The sequence below is a fragment of the Pseudomonas sp. P4_C4 genome (genome assembly GCF_056402055.1).
On sequence record NZ_JBFUID010000022.1, the window covers coordinates 38,379 to 56,666 of the forward strand.

Consider the following 18,288-nt stretch of genomic DNA (forward strand, 5'->3'; position numbering starts at 1 on the left):
GCCGACCTCCGTTTCATCAAGTAGCCGAGCCCCATGTCCGAGCCACGCAAGATCCTCGTCACCAGCGCCCTGCCCTATGCCAATGGTTCGATTCACCTCGGCCATATGCTGGAATACATCCAGACCGATATGTGGGTGCGCTTCCAGAAGCACCGCGGCAATCAATGCATCTATGTCTGCGCCGACGACGCCCACGGTTCGGCGATCATGCTGCGCGCGGAAAAGGAAGGCATCACCCCGGAACAACTGATCGCCAACGTCCAGGCTGAACACAGCGCCGACTTTGCCGACTTTCTGGTGGATTTCGATAACTTCCACTCCACTCACGCCGAAGAAAACCGTGAGCTGTCGAGCCAGATCTACCTGAAGCTGCGTGACGCCGGGCACATCGCCACGCGCTCGATCACCCAGTACTTCGACCCGGAAAAGAAAATGTTCCTGGCCGACCGCTTCATCAAGGGCACCTGCCCGAAATGCGGCACCGAAGACCAGTACGGCGACAACTGCGAAAAATGCGGCGCGACTTACGCGCCAACCGACCTGAAGGATCCGAAGTCGGCAATCTCCGGCGCCACCCCGGTACTCAAGGATTCCCAGCACTTCTTCTTCAAGCTGCCAGACTTCCAGGCCATGCTGCAAACCTGGACCCGCAGCGGCACCCTGCAGGACGCCGTGGCCAACAAGATCGCCGAATGGCTGGACGCCGGCCTGCAACAGTGGGACATCTCCCGCGATGCGCCGTACTTTGGTTTTGAAATCCCCGACGAGCCGGGCAAATACTTCTACGTGTGGCTGGATGCGCCGATCGGCTACATGGCCAGCTTCAAGAACCTGTGCAACCGTACGCCGGAGCTGGACTTCGATGCGTTCTGGGGCAAGGACTCCACCGCCGAGCTGTACCATTTCATCGGCAAGGACATCGTCAACTTCCACGCCCTGTTCTGGCCAGCCATGCTCGAAGGCGCGGGCTACCGCAAGCCGACCGGGATCAACGTGCACGGCTACCTGACCGTCAACGGCCAGAAAATGTCCAAGTCCCGTGGCACCTTCATCAAGGCCCGCACTTACCTTGATCACCTGTCGCCGGAATACCTGCGCTACTACTACGCGGCCAAGCTGGGCCGTGGCGTAGACGACCTCGACCTGAACCTCGAGGACTTCGTGCAGAAGGTCAACTCCGACCTGGTGGGCAAGGTCGTCAACATCGCCAGCCGTTGCGCCGGTTTCATCAACAAGGGCAATGCCGGCGTGATGGTCGACACCAACGCCGCGCCTGAACTGACCGAAGCCTTCCTGGCCGCCGCGCCGAGCATCGCCGACGCCTATGAAGCCCGCGACTTCGCCCGCGCCATGCGCGAGATCATGGGCCTGGCCGACCGCGCCAACGCCTGGATCGCCGACAAGGCACCGTGGTCGCTGAACAAACAGGAAGGCAAGCAGGATGAAGTCCAGGCCATCTGCGCCACCGGCGTCAACCTGTTCCGCCAACTGGTGATCTTCCTCAAGCCTGTACTGCCGCTGCTGGCCGCCGACGCCGAGGCGTTCCTCAACGTCGCGCCGCTGACCTGGAACGACCACGCGACCTTGCTCAGCAATCACCAGTTGAACGAGTTCAAGCCGCTGATGACCCGCATTGACCCGGTCAAGGTACAAGCCATGACCGACGCCTCGAAGGAAGACCTGACCGCCAGCCAGACCGACACCGGCGCAGCCGCACCTGCCGGCAATGGCGAACTGGCCAAGGATCCGCTGTCGCCGGAAATCGAGTTCGACACCTTTGCCGCCGTCGACCTGCGAGTCGCTCTGATCGTCAAGGCCGAACACGTGGAAGGCGCCGACAAGCTGTTGCGCCTGACCCTCGACATCGGTGACGAGCAACGCAACGTGTTCTCCGGGATCAAGAGCGCTTACCCGGACCCGTCCAAGCTCAATGGTCGCCTGACCATGATGATCGCCAACCTCAAGCCACGGAAAATGAAGTTCGGCATCTCCGAAGGCATGGTGATGGCCGCCGGCCCTGGTGGCGAAGAAATCTACCTGCTCAGCCCTGACAGCGGCGCCAAGCCTGGTCAGCGCATCAAGTAAGGCCTGCGCAAAACCGATCCCACAGTCGTGCCTGGCGCGACTGTGGGATTTTCACGTCTGGCCCATACTGTCTTTCAGGTCTGGCTTCATCTCGTAGGAGTTATCCAGCATCGGATATGGACGATCATGACCGAAACACTGCTTACGCTCATCAGCGCCGCCTTGATCAACAACCTTGTGTTGCACTGGCCGCTGGGCGTCGATCCGCTGTTGGGCAGCCAGCGCCGTCAGGTCCATGCCTTGGGCATTGCGACGACGTGCCTGATGCTGGTCGTGGGCATGCTCGGCTACGCGCTCTATCACTGGCTGCTGGTGCCGCTGCAATTGACGCCGCTGCGTCTGTTTGTGTTTCTGCCATTGAGCGTGCTGCTGATCAGCCCGTTGCTGAAGTTGCTGGCGCGGTTGTTTTCGACACTGCCGTTTGAAGGCCTCTGGCCGTTGCTGCTGGGCAATGCCGGCGTGCTCGGCGTAGCCTTGCTCAATGCTCAGCAAGACAAGGGTTTCTTTCACGCCACAGCCTTGAGCCTCGGTGCAGGGCTGGGTTTCTGGCTGGTGTTGAGCCTGTTCGCTGATTTGCGTGAACGCACGGCCGACAACGATGTTCCCCTGCCCTTTCGCGGCTTGCCGATCGACCTGATTGGTGCCGGCCTGATCGCTGTGGCTTTTCTCGGATTCAGCGGACTGATCAAAACATGAGTCTGATTCAACTCATCGACGCACTCTTGCCGCAAACCCAATGCGGCAAATGCGGCCACCCCGGGTGCAAGCCGTACGCCGAAGGCATCGCCAGCGGTGAGCCGATCAACAAGTGTCCGCCCGGTGGCAACGAAACCATCGCGGCCCTGGCCGAGTTGCTGAAGGTGCCGCTGCTGGAACTGGACATCACTCGCGGCTCGGCACCTGCGCAGATCGCCTATATCCGCGAAGCCGAGTGTATTGGTTGCACCAAGTGCATTCAGGCCTGTCCGGTCGATGCCATTGTCGGTGCGGCCAAACTGATGCACACGGTGATCATCGATGAGTGCACCGGTTGCGATCTTTGCGTGGCACCGTGCCCGGTGGACTGCATCGAAATGCGCCCGCTGCCGCCGGACACGGTACTGCCCGTTGTCGGGGGCCTGGCCCTCACACCGCAAGCGCGGCAGGCCCGCACCCTCAAGCGCGATCACGCACGGCGCCGCTTCGAACAACGCAACGCGCGCTTGCAGCGCGAAGAACAACAGAAAATCGCCGAACGCCAGGCAAGGCAGCGAGCCGCGCAACCTGCCGAAGCGGCAGTCGATCCGGTGCAGGCTGCTCTCGAACGTGTCCGCGCACAGAAAGCTGCCAATGCCGATGCCGCGCTGAAAAAGGCGAAAATCGATGTGGCGATGAGTCGGGCGCAACTGCACAAATCGCTGAAGGCCTTCGGGCATCCACCGACCTTCGAACAGCAATCGCAGTTGATCGTCCTGCAACAGCAGTTCGAAGCCGCCGAACAAAACCTGGCGCAACTGGAAAGCATCGCCCCACCAGCCCCTGCGCCGACGGTCGCAGCGGTGTCGTCAAATGACGCCGATCTGAAACGGGCCAAGATCCAGTTGGCCATGCGCCGCGCCGAACTCAAGAAGGCTCAGGCCAGTGAAGCACCGGCGGAGCAAATCGAAGCCCTGGAGCGCGCACTCGGCGAAGCCGAACGCCAGGTGGACGCCCATGCCAGCCCTTGAAGCGATTGATGATCGCCTGCAACAGGCGATGAAACTGGTGCTGTTGGCCACGCTGCCGGGAATGCTGGTGGCGTTCTGGCTATACGGCTGGGGCGTGTTGATCAACCTGGTTCTGGCGGCCGCTGCTGCGCTGGCCGTCGAGGCCGCCGTCGTGCAATGGCGCAAGCGGCCGCTGCGACCAACCCTGAGTGACGGTAGCGCGTTGGTCAGTGCCACCTTGCTGACTTTGGCGCTACCACCTTACTGCCCATGGTGGCTGCCCCTCAGTGCTGCCGCTTTTGCCATGGTGTTTGGCAAGCACTTGTATGGCGGCGTCGGCTCGAATCCCTTCAACCCGGCGATGCTCGGTTTTGCTCTGGTGCTGGTGACCTTTCCCCAACCAATGACCCATTGGCCATCGTCCCATGGCATGGATCTGCTGAGTGGCCTGCAGCAAGTGTTCGGTGTCGGCCAAACGCCGGATGCATGGGTGCAGGCCACGGCACTGGACAGTCTGCGGATCAACAAAAGCCTGACCATGGATGAACTGTTTGCCGGCAACCCGGCATTCGGCCACTTTGGCGGCCGAGGGGTGGAATGGCTGAACCTGGCCTTTGTGGCGGGTGGAATGTTTCTCCTGCAACGAAAGGTGATCAGCTGGCATGCACCAGTCGGCATGCTGGCCAGCCTGTTCGTCATCAGCCTGCTGTGCTGGAACGGTTCGGGCTCCGACTCCCATGGTTCACCGCTGTTTCATCTGCTGAGCGGCGCGACCATGCTGGGGGCGTTCTTCATCATCACCGAACCGGTGTCCGGCGCCAGAAGCCCTGGCGCGCGACTGCTGTTCGGCGCTGGCGTCGGACTGCTGACTTATCTGATTCGTACCTGGGGCGGCTATCCGGACGGCATCGCCTTTGCCGTGCTGTTGATGAACCTGTGCGTGCCGGCACTGGAGCGGTTCGTGGCGGCCAGACAACAGCCGGAGGCACCATGAGCCGGACGTCAAGCATCGCGCTTCTGGTGCTTTTGACCGCACTGGGCCTTGGTGTGACGTACTTCGTGCAGCTCGGCAGCGCGCCGCGCATTGCAGCCGAACAGCGCCTGATCGACAGCCGTAATCTGCTGGACCTGATCCCGTCAGACAGCTACGACAATCAACCACTCGAACACCCCATAAATCTCGAAGCAACCGCCTTGGCCAACAGCACCTTGCTCGGGGGTTATCTGGCGACCAAAACCGATCAACCCGTCGCGGTATTGCTGCGCAGTCAAACCCTTGGCTACGCTGGTGCCATCGACCTGTTGATCGCTGTCGACGCCAATGGCAGGTTGCTGGGCGTCAAAACCCTCAAACAGTCGGAAACCCCAGGACTGGGTGCGCGGATCGCCGACTGGCCCAATACCTGGCTTCAGGTTTTTTCCGGCAAGTCTCGAACAGAACCGGGCGACAGTGGCTGGGCGTTGAAAAAGGATCAGGGGCAGTTCGATCAGATCGCTGGTGCGACTATCACCTCAAGGGCGGTGATCAATGCCGTCCACGATGCGTTGCGCTACTTCGATGAACACCGGCAACAACTGCTCGGAAACCCTGCCCATGGATAACTCATCGACTCCGCGCAACGCCTTGATGCTGACGCCGCTGATCGGCGCTACCGAGTCGCTGATGGCCGCACTTGGCCTGTGCCTGATGTTCATGGTGGTGACCCAGTTGTTCAGTCTGGCCATGGGCGCCCTGCGATCCCGACTGGTCCCGGCGACCCGCTTGCTGGCCAGCATCCTGTTGGCGGCCACGCTCATCAGTTGCGCGGAACTCATGGCACAGGCCTGGTCGCTACAGTGGCAGCAGCATCTGGGGTTTTATGGCGCCTTGATCGCCTTGCAATGCGTCGTACTCGAGCACACCGGGTTCTTTCAGAACGGCTGGCGCCAACGCCTGCGACTCAATGGCCTGTTTGCCACTCTGATGATCGCGCTGGGCCTGCTGCGCGAACTCATCGGCAACGGGACACTTGGAAGCCACTTGTCGTGGCTGACCGGCACAACGCAAGCTGACTGGCAAGGCTGGGTGCTGATGGCGGATGGCGGTCTGCGCCTGGCCACATTGGTCCCTGGCGGGTTCATTCTGCTCGGACTGCTGATCGCCGCCTGGCAGGCTTGGCGACCCAAGTCCACACATTGATCGTCTTCGAGGAAACGTACTGCCCATGAATGCCGCAAAACGTCTGGAAATTTTCCGCAGGCTGCACGAGGACAACCCGGAACCAAAGACCGAACTGGCCTATTCCTCACCGTTCGAATTGCTGATTGCCGTGATTCTCTCGGCGCAGTCGACCGATGTCGGCGTCAACAAGGCCACAGCCAAGCTGTTCCCGATCGCCAATACCCCGGCAGCGATCCATGCCCTGGGTGTCGAAGGACTGTCGGAGTACATCAAGACCATCGGCCTGTACAACAGCAAAGCGAAAAACGTGATCGAGACCTGCCGCTTGCTAGTCGAGCGCCACACCGGTGAAGTGCCACAAACGCGCGAAGAGCTTGAGGCGCTGCCCGGTGTCGGCCGCAAAACTGCGAATGTGGTACTCAATACGGCATTCCGTCAGCTGACCATGGCCGTCGACACGCATATTTTCCGGGTCAGCAACCGGACCGGCATTGCTCCTGGCAAGAATGTGGTGGAAGTCGAGAAAAAACTGATGAAATTCGTGCCCCGGGAGTACCTGCTCGACTCCCATCACTGGCTGATCCTTCACGGCCGCTATGTTTGCCTGGCTCGCAAGCCACGATGCGGAAGCTGCCGGATCGAGGACTTGTGCGAATACAAGCACAAAACCTCCGACGATTGAGGCGCTCTTGGGTTTTTTGATTTATCGATTGAAAAAATCTTTTTTACCCGCCGGGAGATTGTCGATATAAGGAGCGCCAAAGGCCTTCTTAGCCTGGAGTAACTAAATGAGTACTGGCAAAGAGCAATTGGACGTAGAAGACGACTTCACCACCGCCGACACCGATGACGCTGAGCCGGTGGTTGAAGTAGCGAAAACTAATCTGAGCAAACGCCGCACCATCGACAATCTGCTGGAGGAGCGCCGACTGCAAAAGCAATTGGCCGATTACGATTTTGACTTATGACACCTGAAAGCCTCCCGAAACGGAGGCTTTTTTTTAAGTGCCATACTCTCGCAGACGCCCCTTGTCGCACAGTTACGTCATCACACCAGACCATTGCGTTGTGCCAACTCGATCAAATCGACCAGAGACCTCGCATTCAGTTTGAGCAACAGGCGGGTCTTGTAAGTACTGACTGTTTTATTGCTGAGAAACATTCCATCGGCAATCTCTTTATTGGTCTTTCCTCGGGCCAACTGTTGCAGGACCATCATTTCCCGCCCCGACAATCGATCAACCATATCGGCCTCACTGGCGTTCCCCAAACTGCAACGCACGGTATGCAAGGCTTGATTAGGAAAGTAACTGTAGCCTGACAACACGGCCTTTATCGCACTGAGCAACTCCGTCAGGTCTTGTTGTTTGCAGACATAACCGGCCGCACCGGATTGCATGCAACGCATTGAAAAATGCCCCGGCGCCTGGGAAGTCAGGATCAGAACTTTCATCGGCATTGAGGTCGAAGACAAACGCGCGATGACTTCCAACCCGTCCAGCTTCGGAATCCCGATATCCAGAATGACAATATCCGGCATAAGTTCACGGGCTAGTTGCAGTGCATCCACACCATTATCGGTTTCTGCAATAACTTCGTAGCCATGACGTTCCATTAGCATACGTACCGCAAGACGAATGACGGGGTGATCATCCACGATCAGCACTTTATTCATGGGCAAGTCCAATTTTCGCTGTTCGAATTTTTAGAGCCCGCACAATAGCCTAGTCGTTTCACCCATGGCATGTCGTCCCTTCCGGCCACCCACACCAAGAGACATCCCCTACAAACAACACGGATTTCTCCTACAATAATCCCTCGAACGGAATGAGTTGAAAACTGTGTCAGCGTCAGTGTGTCGCACTTTCCAGCAGCTGCCTCTATCGATTTACGACCAAAATTTTCCGAGAGCCGGCCTGAACAGTCGCGCCCTGACAAACATAAGCCTCTACTCCTTCGTTAAAACGTAACTGATATTTTCGCACTCAACATTCACACCGGAAATATCACACACCAAGCATCCAATTACTCTTACAGCAAATAATATTTTTTGAGCAATCATTAAAGCACCACCAGCACTCAAAAAAATCGAAGAAAACACAACAACAACTACCACATCAAACCATTTTCATAAACCATTCAAGAAAAGACAATAGAGCATGAATATAGAACATGATAAAAAACGAATTAACAACCCGATGACAATTATCGCGATATTTGCAGCGCTCTCTGAAACTTCGGCAGCCGTTTCCCTACCCTTCCTTGACCAAGAGGAAAGAGAACTCTATGTCTGGTTTCTGATCAGCTTTCCGTTTTATTTACTTTTGCTTTTTTTCGCGACACTCAACTTCAACTACAAATCACTTTATGCGCCTTCCGACTTTGAAAAGGGCAAACACTTCATGAAGGTTATGGATGATGCCGGGCGGCCGGAAAAAAAAGCGTCCGGGAAGTCCTCTGGGAGTTCCGCTCTGGAAACGTCAACGAATGACCGGCAGTCAGCTCGGACGCCCTGCGGCGCACAGGACCCGCCAATGGAGATTGGCCTGCAAACCACCGTATTTGTTCAGCATCAACTTCAGTTACCGGAGTTTATAAAAGACCTGTACATCGTGGATGCACGCTGGATGAGCAAGGAGGTCGAGTTTGGAGCGCTGCTGGAAAAAATCCAGAGGCCACGGGAAAAGGAGGCGTACGTGATTCTGTTTGTCACTTGTGCCGTTTCGGAGGCTTTACTGAAAGCCAGTGCGCTTAAACATTCAAAGCAGACCAGGAAGCGCTGCGTCGCCTTTTATGTTGCCTACAATCTGGACTCGCACAGGTTGTCGGTCATTGATCAAGCCGGACAACCAGCAGACAACAACACGTAGAACAGGACAAACCATTGGCAGGAGAAAAACAGAAAATCATCAGCGAAAACGAAAACACCCGACAACGTAGTAACTGGCGTCACACCCCGTTTTCAGGTGCCTGACCTCGTCCTGGACGAGATCAGGCATCCATCACGATATCAAAGGTCTCAGAACAGCTTCCGGCCTTTGTTCGCTGCAATGCGCATGCGCAAGGCGTTGAGCTTGATGAAGCCCGCTGCATCCGCCTGGTTGTACGCGCCACCATCTTCTTCGAAGGTCGCGATATTGGCGTCAAACAGCGAGTCGTCGGACTTGCGGCCAGTGACGATCACATTGCCCTTGTACAGTTTCAGGCGCACAACGCCGTTCACGTTGACCTGGGACGCATCGATCATCTGTTGCAGCATCAGACGCTCAGGGCTCCACCAGTAGCCGGTGTAGATCAGGCTGGCGTACTTGGGCATCAGCTCGTCCTTGAGGTGAGCCACTTCGCGGTCCAGGGTGATCGATTCGATCGCACGGTGGGCACGCAGCATGATGGTGCCGCCCGGGGTTTCGTAGCAGCCACGGGACTTCATGCCCACGTAGCGGTTCTCGACGATGTCGAGACGGCCGATACCGTGTTCGCCACCGATACGGTTCAGGGTCGCCAGCACGGTGGCCGGAGTCATTTCGACGCCGTCCAGCGCGACGATGTCGCCGTTGCGGTAGGTCAGTTCCAGATACTGCGGCTTGTCGGGTGCGTTTTCCGGGGAAACGGTCCAGCGCCACATGTCTTCTTCGTGCTCGGTCCAGGTGTCTTCCAGCACGCCGCCTTCATAGGAGATGTGCAGCAGGTTGGCATCCATCGAGTACGGGGATTTCTTCTTGCCGTGACGCTCGATCGGAATCGCGTGCTTCGCGGCGTAATCCATCAGCTTTTCACGGGACAGCAGGTCCCATTCGCGCCACGGAGCGATCACTTTCACGCCAGGCTTCAAGGCGTACGCGCCCAATTCGAAACGAACCTGGTCGTTGCCCTTGCCGGTGGCGCCGTGGGAAATGGCGTCAGCGCCGGTTTCGTTGGCGATTTCGATCAGGCGCTTGGCGATCAGCGGACGAGCGATGGAAGTACCCAGCAGGTACTCGCCTTCGTAAACGGTGTTGGCGCGGAACATCGGGAAAACGAAATCGCGCACGAACTCCTCGCGCAAGTCGTCGATGTAGATCTCTTTCACGCCCATGGCCTGAGCCTTGGCGCGTGCAGGTTCGACCTCTTCGCCCTGACCCAGGTCAGCGGTGAAGGTCACCACTTCACAGTTATAAGTATCCTGCAGCCACTTGAGGATCACCGAAGTGTCCAGGCCGCCGGAATACGCCAGAACGACCTTGTTTACGTCCGCCATGCCATCACTCCACGGGGTTCTACGGAAAGCCGGGAAGTCTACCGCTCATACAGAATAATTTACAGTGGCGCGACAGCTTATGACGACGAAGCGACAGATTCTGTCGAGGGCGCGACGATGACCGCCGGGTCAGGAAGTTGCCGAAGTGGCCGCTTTCGTCGCTTGCGGGGCGACTTGTTCCACAGGTGCTCCGCGCTCCAGGCGTACCGCTACCCGTCGGTTCTTCGCGCGGTTGGCGTTGTTGGTATTAGGCGCCAACGGATAACGCTCACCATGGAAACGCACGGTGATTTGCGACTCCTGGATGCCGTTGGCCTTGAAGAACTCCATCACTGCCAGGGCCCGGCGCCGCGACAAGTCGCGGTTGGTCAGACGGTTGCCACTGTTGTCGGAGTGACCGTCGAGCTCGATGCGATTGACCGTCGGATCGGCCTTCATGTACTCCAGCATCACCTGCAGCTTGGCCTTCGCGGCGCCGTCGAGCTCGATTCCGCCGCCGGGGAAGCCGATTTCGGATTGTTTCACCTGCTCAAAGTTCTGCGGCAACAGTTTGGCCACGCAGCTTTGGTAATCGGCAAACGCCTTGGTGAACCTGACCGGCAGCAAGCGCACTTCCGACACCCGGCCATCCCCCGCGAAATGGCGAACCACCGGGCTGCGACCGTCCATCAGTCCGCTGATCAGGCGTCCGGCCTGAACCTGTGAACTGTTGAACACCACGTTGCCGCTGCCGATTCTCACCGTGCCCAGGTTGATATCGTTACGCCCCGGTTGCCACGGCGCGGCAGCGGCCAGCAGCGTCGCCGAGCCACCGCCAATCATCGGGTTGTAGGTTTTCAGACGAAACGTCGCCTGCTCGCCGGCACGACGCACGAACTCGCCCGAACCGAAGTCGGTAATCGGCTGAGTCATGCGGCATTCGAACTTGTCACCCTCGACCGTCCACTCAATGCTCTCCAGACGGGTCTGGAAAGTGAGCGCCATCGCGGGAAGGCTGGCAAACACACTGAGCAAGGCAAAAAAACGCTGGCGCACGGGAGGCTCCACTGGCTTCTACAACAAAAAGACCGACACACACATGTTTACGGCATACCCGTTGGATATCGGAAGCTTCGCGCAAAACTTGATAGCGAGTGCCTGCAAGAGTCTTTTCCGGTAGCATTCCCTTGAGTTTGACCCGCCTGGAATCCCCTCATGTCCGACCGCCTGACCCTGCTGCGTCCCGACGACTGGCATATTCATCTTCGCGATGGTGCCGTATTGACCAATACCGTCGCGGATGTCGCGCGCACCTTTGGCCGCGCCATCATCATGCCCAACCTGGTTCCACCGGTGCGCAACGCGGCCGAAGCCGACGGCTATCGCCAGCGGATTCTCGCTGCCCGCCCGGCCGGCAGCCTGTTCGAGCCACTGATGGTCCTGTACCTGACCGACCGCACCCAGCCTGAAGAAATTCGCGAGGCCAAGGCCAGCGGATTCATTCACGCCGCCAAGCTGTACCCGGCCGGCGCGACCACCAACTCGGACTCTGGCGTCACCAGCATCGACAAGATTTTCCCCGCACTCGAGGCCATGGCCGAAGTCGGGATGCCGTTGCTGGTTCACGGTGAAGTCACCCGTGGTGATGTCGACGTGTTCGACCGCGAAAAAATCTTCATCGATGAACACATGCGCCGTGTGGTCGAGCGCTTCCCGACCCTCAAAGTGGTCTTCGAGCACATCACCACCGCGGACGCCGTGCAGTTCGTCAACTCGGCTTCGGCCAACGTCGGCGCGACCATCACGGCTCACCACCTGCTGTACAACCGTAACCACATGCTGGTGGGCGGGATCCGGCCGCACTTCTATTGCCTGCCGATCCTCAAGCGCAATACCCACCAGGAAGCCCTGCTCGACGCCGCCACCAGCGGCAGCGAGAAGTTCTTCCTCGGCACCGACTCGGCGCCCCACGCCCAGCACGCCAAGGAAGCGGCCTGCGGTTGCGCCGGTTGCTACACCGCCTATGCGGCAATCGAGATGTATGCCGAAGCCTTCGAACAGCGCAATGCGCTGGACAAGCTCGAGGCCTTCGCCAGCCTCAACGGCCCGCGCTTCTACGGCCTGCCGGCCAACACCGATCGCATCACCCTGGTCCGCGAAGAATGGACCACCCCGACCAGCCTGCCATTTGGCGAGCTGACCGTTATCCCGCTGCGCGCCGGTGAAAAACTGCGCTGGCGCCTGCTGGAGGAACACGCGTGAGTGAAGACCATTTCGACGACGAACTGGAAGGCAATGGCGGCGGAGGCGGCCCTCGTCATCCAATGGCGGCCAGGTTCCGTGGTTACCTGCCGGTTGTCGTCGACGTAGAAACCGGTGGCTTCAATTCGGCCACCGACGCCCTTCTGGAGATCGCCGCGACCACCATCGCCATGGATGAAAAGGGTTTTGTTTATCCGGATCACACCTACTTCTTCCGTGTCGAGCCGTTCGAAGGCGCGAACATCGAAGCGGCGGCCCTGGAGTTCACCGGGATCAAGCTCGATCACCCGCTGCGCATGGCCGTGAGTGAAGAGTCTGCCCTGAACGATATCTTCCGCGGCGTGCGCAAAGCCCTCAAGGCCAATGGTTGCAAACGGGCGATCCTGGTCGGGCATAACAGCAGCTTCGACCTGGGCTTCCTGAATGCAGCGGTTGCGCGCCTGGACATGAAGCGCAATCCGTTCCATCCGTTCTCCAGTTTCGATACCGCAACGCTCGCGGGCCTGGCCTACGGCCAAACCGTGCTGGCCAAGGCGTGCCAGGCTGCGGACATCGATTTCGATGGCCGCGAGGCTCACTCGGCCCGTTACGACACCGAGAAGACCGCTGAGCTGTTCTGCGGCATCGTCAATCGCTGGAAGCAAATGGGCGGCTGGGAAGATTTCGACGATTGATGCTGTTGGCTCTTTGTGGGAGCGAGCCTGCTCGCGATGGACTAAAGAACACTGCGGGGTGTCAGGCTCCCAGCGTCATCGTTGACGACCATCGTCGGATCGCCGCCCGGAGCAAGCTCGCTCCTACAGTGGGCAAAAATCCCGCCCATAAAAAAACCGGCCTCGATGGCCGGTTTTTTTGTACCTGCTTTTTATAGCTGGAGCGTGCGCCTTACAGAGCGGCAGCGTGCTCGGTCAGGTAAGCCGCAACGCCTTCAGGCGAAGCGTTCATGCCTTTGTCGCCTTTTTTCCAGTTGGCAGGGCAGACTTCGCCGTGCTCTTCGTGGAATTGCAGAGCGTCGACCAGACGCAGCAGCTCTTCCATATTACGGCCCAGCGGCAGGTCGTTGATGATCTGCGAGCGGACAACGCCTTTGTCGTCGATCAGGAACGCGCCACGGAAAGCCACGCCGTCAGCGGACTGAACGTCGTAGGCCTTCATGATGTCCTGCTTGATGTCGGCAGCCATGGTGTAGCGAACCTGGCCGATACCGCCATTGTTCACTGGAGTGTTGCGCCATGCGTTGTGGGTGAAGTGCGAGTCGATCGAAACAGCGATCACTTCAACGTTGCGTGCCTTGAACTCAGACATGCGGTTGTCCAGAGCGATCAGCTCGGACGGGCAAACGAAGGTGAAGTCCAGTGGGTAGAAGAACACCAGGCCGTATTTGCCTTTGATCGCCGAGGACAGGGTGAAGCTGTCAACGATCTCGCCATTGCCGAGTACGGCCGGTACGGTGAAGTCAGGGGCTTGCTTGCCTACGAGTACGCTCATTGGATATCTCCTGGTGTAATAGCGTGAGAAACAGGGTTCGCATCAGCCTGCCACCCTGAGGCGACAGCCCTGTGACACGATCCCCGGTCGCAAAAGACCGGCCATCATACACCGCGTGTTTGAGCTGGCTTAGCTGTTTTTTCCCCGTACGATGAAATCCCCGACGGTTTTGCATCACCAATTTGCCAGGCAGACCGTTCGTCAGCCATACCCATTTATGACAAAAAGTGCCCTGAAACCACTTTGACAATCATTCTCGTTAACATTAAGATCCATCGCAATTGAGTCACAATCAGCGACGGACCTTCCTTATGTATGTTTGCCTCTGCACTGGCGTCACCGACGGTCAAATCCGCGATGCGATCTATGAAGGATGCTGCAGCTACAAGGAAGTCCGTGTGGCTACCGGCGTTGCCAGTCAATGCGGCAAATGTGCCTGCCTCGCCAAGGAAGTGGTCCGCGAGACCCTGACCAAACTGCAAACGGCCCAGGCTGCAATTCCCTTTCCAGCAGAATTTACCGCGGCCTAACTATCGAATATCAAAGAACCGGACATACGTCCGGTTTTTTTATGCCTCAAAATCAACTAGTTATGCTCTAGACGCGGAACACAAACATTCTTATTCAGATTAATTTTCATTTAAGTTTCAATAACTTAGGTTTGACACCCTTAAATACGCGGCTCAGACTCTGCCCTATTGACAGCTAATAAAGGGCAGGACCCCATCATGAAAGGCGACGTTACAGTCATCCAGCATCTCAACAAGATCCTCGCCAATGAGCTGGTCGCGATCAATCAATACTTCCTGCATGCGCGCATGTATGAAGATTGGGGCCTGAACAAGCTCGGCAAGCACGAGTACCACGAATCCATCGACGAGATGAAGCACGCGGACAAGCTGATCAAGCGGATCCTGTTCCTTGAAGGCCTGCCGAACGTCCAGGACCTGGGCAAGCTGCACATCGGCGAGCACACCAAGGAAATGCTGGAGTGCGATCTGCGTATCGAACGCACCGGTCACGCTGACCTCAAGGTGGCTATCGCTCATTGCGAAACAGTCGGCGACTTCGGTAGCCGTGAGCTGCTTGAAGATATCCTCGAGTCCGAAGAAGAACATATCGACTGGCTGGAAACCCAGTTGGGCCTGATCGATAAAATCGGACTCGAGAACTATCTGCAATCGCAGATGGGCGAAGAGTAGGAGCTGCCGCAGGCTGCGATCCTGGGGATTGCAGCGGCAACTTTGCAGTAACTATCCAGACACAATAAAAAGCCCCGCACTCTTTCGAGTAGCGGGGCTTTTTATTTGCCGAAGATCAAAAGATCGTCCGAACGCGGCCCGAGCCTGCGGCAGCTCCTACAGGGGAGCCAAGCGAATCAGGCTTCGGTCTTTGGAGCAGCTGCCTTGGCGGCGGCGTCCTTGATCAGGCTCTGCAGCGAACCGTCAGCAGCCATTTCAGTCATGATGTCGCTACCGCCGACCAGCTCACCGGCGACCCACAGCTGTGGGAAGGTTGGCCAGTTGGCGTATTTTGGCAGGTTGGCGCGGATTTCCGGGTTCTGCAGGATGTCCACGTACGCAAACTTTTCGCCACACGCCATCACGGCCTGCGCGGCTTTCGCGGAGAAGCCGCACTGCGGGGCATTCGGCGAGCCTTTCATGTAAAGCAGAATGGTGTTGTTGGCAATCTGCTCTTTAATCGTTTCGATGATATCCATGGAGCACCTCGGCTGAACTTTCCGACTCATGGGTCGGCACGGTGGCGCATTGTAACGGAAAGCCGAGCGCGCTGCTCGGTCTCTCCGTCAGACTGACTCAAGCTGCGGCCACGGTCACCGGTACGCCATTGAGCGCGGCATTTCCCGACAGTTCGTCAAGCCGGCATTCGTCGGTCAGGTCGTTGGCGCTTGAGCCCGGCTGACTGCTGGCAATCGACATTTGCACGCCCGGCCGCGCGTGACCCCAGCCGTGAGGGAGGCTGACCACGCCTTTCATCATGTCCAGACTGCCAAGCACTTCGACCTCAATTACCCCCACCCGCGAGCTGACCCGCACACGTTGCCCGTCACTGAGCCCGCGACTGGCCAGGTCGTCCGGATGCATCAGCAACTGGTGACGTGGTTTGCCCTTCACCAACCGATGATAGTTATGCATCCATGAGTTGTTGCTGCGTACATGCCGGCGGCCAATCATCAACAACTCGTCGGCGGCCGGCGCCTGCAAGGCTGCGAAGCGCGTCAGGTCAGCGAGAATCGCGGCCGGCGCGGCCTGGATGCGTTGATTGGCAGTCTTCAGGCGGGGTGCCAGGTTAGGCTTGAGAGCGCCCAGGTCGACGCCATGGGGATGATCGAACAAAGTCGCCAGCGAAAGTTTGTGCTCTGACGTGTCGCCGTACATCCCCATGCGCAGACCGCGATCGATCATTTGTGCGGGGGCGATGGTGGGTTTCAACTCTTTACCGGTCCTGGCGGCAAATGTCTTGGCCAGGCCGACGAAGATCTCCCAGTCGTGCAATGCACCTTCGGGCTTGGAGAGGATGGCGCGGTTGAAGCGGCTGACGTTGCGCACCGCAAACAGGTTGAACGTGGTGTCGTAATGGTCGTTTTCCAGCGCCGATGTGGACGGCAGGATCAAGTCGGCGTAACGCGTGGTTTCATTGATGTACAGGTCGATACTGACCATGAACTCCAACCCGTCCAGCGCCTGCTCGAGCTTTCGGCCATTGGGCGTGGACAGCACCGGATTGCCTGCCACAGTGATCAACGCCCGGACTTGCCCCTCCCCTTCGGTGAGCATCTCTTCGGCCAGCGCCGAGACAGGTAGTTCTCCGGCGTATTCCGGGCGCCCGGAAACCCGGCTCTGCCACAGATTGAAATGCCCGCCCGAAGTCGTCGCCACCAGATCCACCGCTGGCTCGGTGCACAAGGCACCACCCACGCGATCGAGATTGCCGGTGACCAGATTGATCAACTGCACCACCCAGTGGCACAGCGTACCGAAGGCCTGGGTCGAAACGCCCATGCGGCCATAGCAGACTGCACTCGGTGCCGCGGCGAAGTCCCGCGCCAACTGGCGGATCTGTTCGGCCGGTACGGCGCACAACGGACTCATGGCCTCGGCAGTGAACGGCGCGACGGCCTCGCGCACGTCCTCCAGGCCGTCCACCGGCAGATGGCTGTCGCGGGTCAGACCTTCAGCGAACAAGGTATTGAGCATGCCGAACAACAGCGCGGCATCACCACCCGGGCGCACAAACAGATGCTGATCGGCAATCGCCGCCGTCTCACTACGGCGCGGATCGACCACCACCACTTTGCCGCCCCGGGCCTGTATCGCCTTCAAGCGTTTTTCCACATCTGGCACGGTCATGATGCTGCCGTTTGAAGCCAGCGGGTTGCCACCCAGGATCAGCATGAAATCGGTGTGATCGATGTCCGGGATCGGCAGCAACAGACCGTGGCCGTACATCAAATGACTGGTCAGGTGATGGGGCAATTGATCGACCGAAGTGGCGGAAAACCGGTTGCGGGTTTTCAGCAGTCCGAGGAAGTAATTGCTGTGGGTCATCAGCCCGTAATTGTGCACGCTCGGATTGCCCTGATAGACCGCCACGGCGTTTTGCCCGTGACGCTCCTGAATGGCGGCGAGGCGTTCGGCGACCAGATTGAATGCCGCCTCCCATTCGATGGGCTGCCATTCATTGCCTACTCGCAGCATCGGCTGATGCAAACGATCCGGATCGTTCTGAATGTCTTGCAGGGCCACGGCCTTGGGGCAGATGTGCCCACGGCTGAACGTATCCTGGGGGTCGCCCTTGATCGAAGTGATCTGGACGTTACCGCCTTCGACCTCAGTGGTTTCGATGGTCAGGCCACAGATGGCTTCGCACAAATGGCACGCACGGTGATGGAGAGTCTTGGTCATGGCCAGTCTCTGTCTTGTTTTTGGCGGGCAACGTTGGCCGCGGAAACAAAACTATGGCGCCAGACCCAACACTGCGCCAGCGACGTTCGTCTTGTGAATCGAGGGTTATCAGGCCAGCCGATGGCCGCCGGAGTTCAGTTCGAGGGCAGCTTGGACGGCGCCAGCAAGTGGATTTCCTGAAGGGCATAATTGGCCCGTGGGGGTCCCGCACGCCGCTCAGTTCGTCGATCCGGCGCCGGTGTTCGTCGAGCCCGGCGCTGATGAATGACAGGTCAGAAACCGACTGTCAGCGCACCATTGCCGCCCAGCCTGATTGCCAAGCCCCGAGAGGCCGGTGTACAAATGAGGCGCTGCTATCAGGAAACAGGCTTCAAAAGCGCTACCTCGGTAAACCCGTAGCACCTCTGAAACTCCCTAAAAACTGTAGCCCTATTGGTAAGACGCGACATTTAATTATAAGATCGC

The 18,288-nt window shown here is 58.4% G+C and carries 19 protein-coding genes; 13 read left to right on the plus strand and 6 right to left on the minus strand.

Annotated features, from left to right (window positions below):
- The first annotated feature begins 33 nt into the window (after positions 1 to 33).
- From metG to AC1DXW_RS13585, 8 genes are all read left to right on the plus strand, one after another.
- Positions 34 to 2,085, plus strand: coding sequence for a methionine--tRNA ligase (gene metG / locus AC1DXW_RS13550; RefSeq protein ID WP_223459964.1), 2,052 nt, complete (start codon positions 34 to 36; stop codon positions 2,083 to 2,085).
- A gap of 126 nt (positions 2,086 to 2,211) precedes the next feature.
- Entirely contained in the window at positions 2,212 to 2,781 is a 570-nt protein-coding gene (locus tag AC1DXW_RS13555; protein WP_477760088.1) for an electron transport complex protein RnfA, read from the plus strand.
- Positions 2,778 to 3,791 carry an electron transport complex subunit RsxB gene (rsxB, locus tag AC1DXW_RS13560; RefSeq protein WP_477752693.1) on the plus strand — a complete coding sequence of 338 codons (1,014 nt, stop codon included), beginning with the start codon at positions 2,778 to 2,780 and terminating at the stop codon, positions 3,789 to 3,791. Before AC1DXW_RS13555 ends, rsxB begins: the two co-directional genes overlap by 4 nt.
- Positions 3,778 to 4,764 carry an RnfABCDGE type electron transport complex subunit D gene (locus AC1DXW_RS13565; RefSeq protein ID WP_477752694.1) on the plus strand — a complete coding sequence of 329 codons (987 nt, stop codon included), beginning with the start codon at positions 3,778 to 3,780 and terminating at the stop codon, positions 4,762 to 4,764. Before rsxB ends, AC1DXW_RS13565 begins: the two co-directional genes overlap by 14 nt.
- A complete protein-coding gene (locus AC1DXW_RS13570; protein ID WP_477752695.1) occupies positions 4,761 to 5,372 on the plus strand; it encodes an RnfABCDGE type electron transport complex subunit G in 612 nt (203 codons plus the stop codon). The genes AC1DXW_RS13565 and AC1DXW_RS13570 overlap by 4 nt, the downstream gene beginning before the upstream one ends.
- Entirely contained in the window at positions 5,365 to 5,949 is a 585-nt protein-coding gene (locus AC1DXW_RS13575) for an Rnf-Nqr domain containing protein (protein WP_477752696.1), read from the plus strand. The genes AC1DXW_RS13570 and AC1DXW_RS13575 overlap by 8 nt, the downstream gene beginning before the upstream one ends.
- Before the next feature lie 25 nt (positions 5,950 to 5,974).
- Positions 5,975 to 6,613: an endonuclease III gene (gene nth, locus AC1DXW_RS13580; RefSeq protein WP_477752697.1), complete on the plus strand. Its 639-nt coding sequence runs from the start codon at positions 5,975 to 5,977 to the stop codon at positions 6,611 to 6,613.
- Between the two features lie 106 nt (positions 6,614 to 6,719).
- Positions 6,720 to 6,899 (plus strand): PA3496 family putative envelope integrity protein, encoded by a 180-nt coding sequence (locus AC1DXW_RS13585; protein WP_477752698.1) that lies wholly within the window; start codon positions 6,720 to 6,722, stop codon positions 6,897 to 6,899.
- Between the two features lie 80 nt (positions 6,900 to 6,979).
- Here the strand turns inward: AC1DXW_RS13585 and AC1DXW_RS13590 are convergent, their stop codons facing one another.
- Positions 6,980 to 7,606 (minus strand): response regulator transcription factor, encoded by a 627-nt coding sequence (locus AC1DXW_RS13590; RefSeq protein WP_008053528.1) that lies wholly within the window; start codon positions 7,604 to 7,606, stop codon positions 6,980 to 6,982.
- Positions 7,607 to 8,090: 484 nt separating this feature from the next.
- Here AC1DXW_RS13590 and AC1DXW_RS13595 point away from each other — a divergent pair, with 484 nt between their 5' ends.
- Positions 8,091 to 8,801 (plus strand): hypothetical protein, encoded by a 711-nt coding sequence (locus AC1DXW_RS13595; RefSeq protein ID WP_477752699.1) that lies wholly within the window; start codon positions 8,091 to 8,093, stop codon positions 8,799 to 8,801.
- A 149-nt stretch (positions 8,802 to 8,950) separates the two neighbouring features.
- Here the strand turns inward: AC1DXW_RS13595 and AC1DXW_RS13600 are convergent, their stop codons facing one another.
- Together AC1DXW_RS13600 and AC1DXW_RS13605 are read right to left on the minus strand one after the other, a co-directional pair.
- A complete protein-coding gene (locus AC1DXW_RS13600) occupies positions 8,951 to 10,168 on the minus strand; it encodes an argininosuccinate synthase (RefSeq protein ID WP_007972320.1) in 1,218 nt (405 codons plus the stop codon).
- Between the two features lie 129 nt (positions 10,169 to 10,297).
- The gene (locus tag AC1DXW_RS13605; protein WP_477760089.1) at positions 10,298 to 11,203 is read right to left on the minus strand and encodes a flagellar protein MotY; all 906 of its coding nucleotides are present in this window, start codon (positions 11,201 to 11,203) and stop codon (positions 10,298 to 10,300) included.
- Between the two features lie 159 nt (positions 11,204 to 11,362).
- Here AC1DXW_RS13605 and pyrC point away from each other — a divergent pair, with 159 nt between their 5' ends.
- Entirely contained in the window at positions 11,363 to 12,409 is a 1,047-nt protein-coding gene (gene pyrC / locus AC1DXW_RS13610; RefSeq protein WP_477752701.1) for a dihydroorotase, read from the plus strand.
- Positions 12,406 to 13,083: a ribonuclease T gene (rnt, locus tag AC1DXW_RS13615; RefSeq protein WP_046043606.1), complete on the plus strand. Its 678-nt coding sequence runs from the start codon at positions 12,406 to 12,408 to the stop codon at positions 13,081 to 13,083. The genes pyrC and rnt overlap by 4 nt, the downstream gene beginning before the upstream one ends.
- Positions 13,084 to 13,294: 211 nt before the next feature.
- On the opposite strand, the gene AC1DXW_RS13620 is transcribed toward rnt, so the two are convergent.
- A complete protein-coding gene (locus AC1DXW_RS13620) occupies positions 13,295 to 13,897 on the minus strand; it encodes a peroxiredoxin (protein ID WP_477752702.1) in 603 nt (200 codons plus the stop codon).
- A gap of 311 nt (positions 13,898 to 14,208) precedes the next feature.
- On the opposite strand from AC1DXW_RS13620, the gene AC1DXW_RS13625 reads away from it, so the two are divergent.
- Together AC1DXW_RS13625 and bfr are read left to right on the plus strand one after the other, a co-directional pair.
- The gene (locus AC1DXW_RS13625) at positions 14,209 to 14,427 is read left to right on the plus strand and encodes a bacterioferritin-associated ferredoxin (protein WP_008053520.1); all 219 of its coding nucleotides are present in this window, start codon (positions 14,209 to 14,211) and stop codon (positions 14,425 to 14,427) included.
- A 198-nt stretch (positions 14,428 to 14,625) separates the two neighbouring features.
- Positions 14,626 to 15,099 (plus strand): bacterioferritin, encoded by a 474-nt coding sequence (bfr, locus tag AC1DXW_RS13630; RefSeq protein WP_223548157.1) that lies wholly within the window; start codon positions 14,626 to 14,628, stop codon positions 15,097 to 15,099.
- Between the two features lie 176 nt (positions 15,100 to 15,275).
- Here the strand turns inward: bfr and grxD are convergent, their stop codons facing one another.
- Both grxD and AC1DXW_RS13640 read right to left on the minus strand, forming a co-directional pair.
- Positions 15,276 to 15,617, minus strand: a complete 342-nt coding sequence (grxD, locus tag AC1DXW_RS13635) for a Grx4 family monothiol glutaredoxin (protein WP_007971318.1) — start codon at positions 15,615 to 15,617, stop codon at positions 15,276 to 15,278.
- A gap of 97 nt (positions 15,618 to 15,714) precedes the next feature.
- The gene (locus AC1DXW_RS13640) at positions 15,715 to 17,823 is read right to left on the minus strand and encodes a molybdopterin oxidoreductase family protein (protein ID WP_477760090.1); all 2,109 of its coding nucleotides are present in this window, start codon (positions 17,821 to 17,823) and stop codon (positions 15,715 to 15,717) included.
- Positions 17,824 to 18,288: the final 465 nt, after the last annotated feature.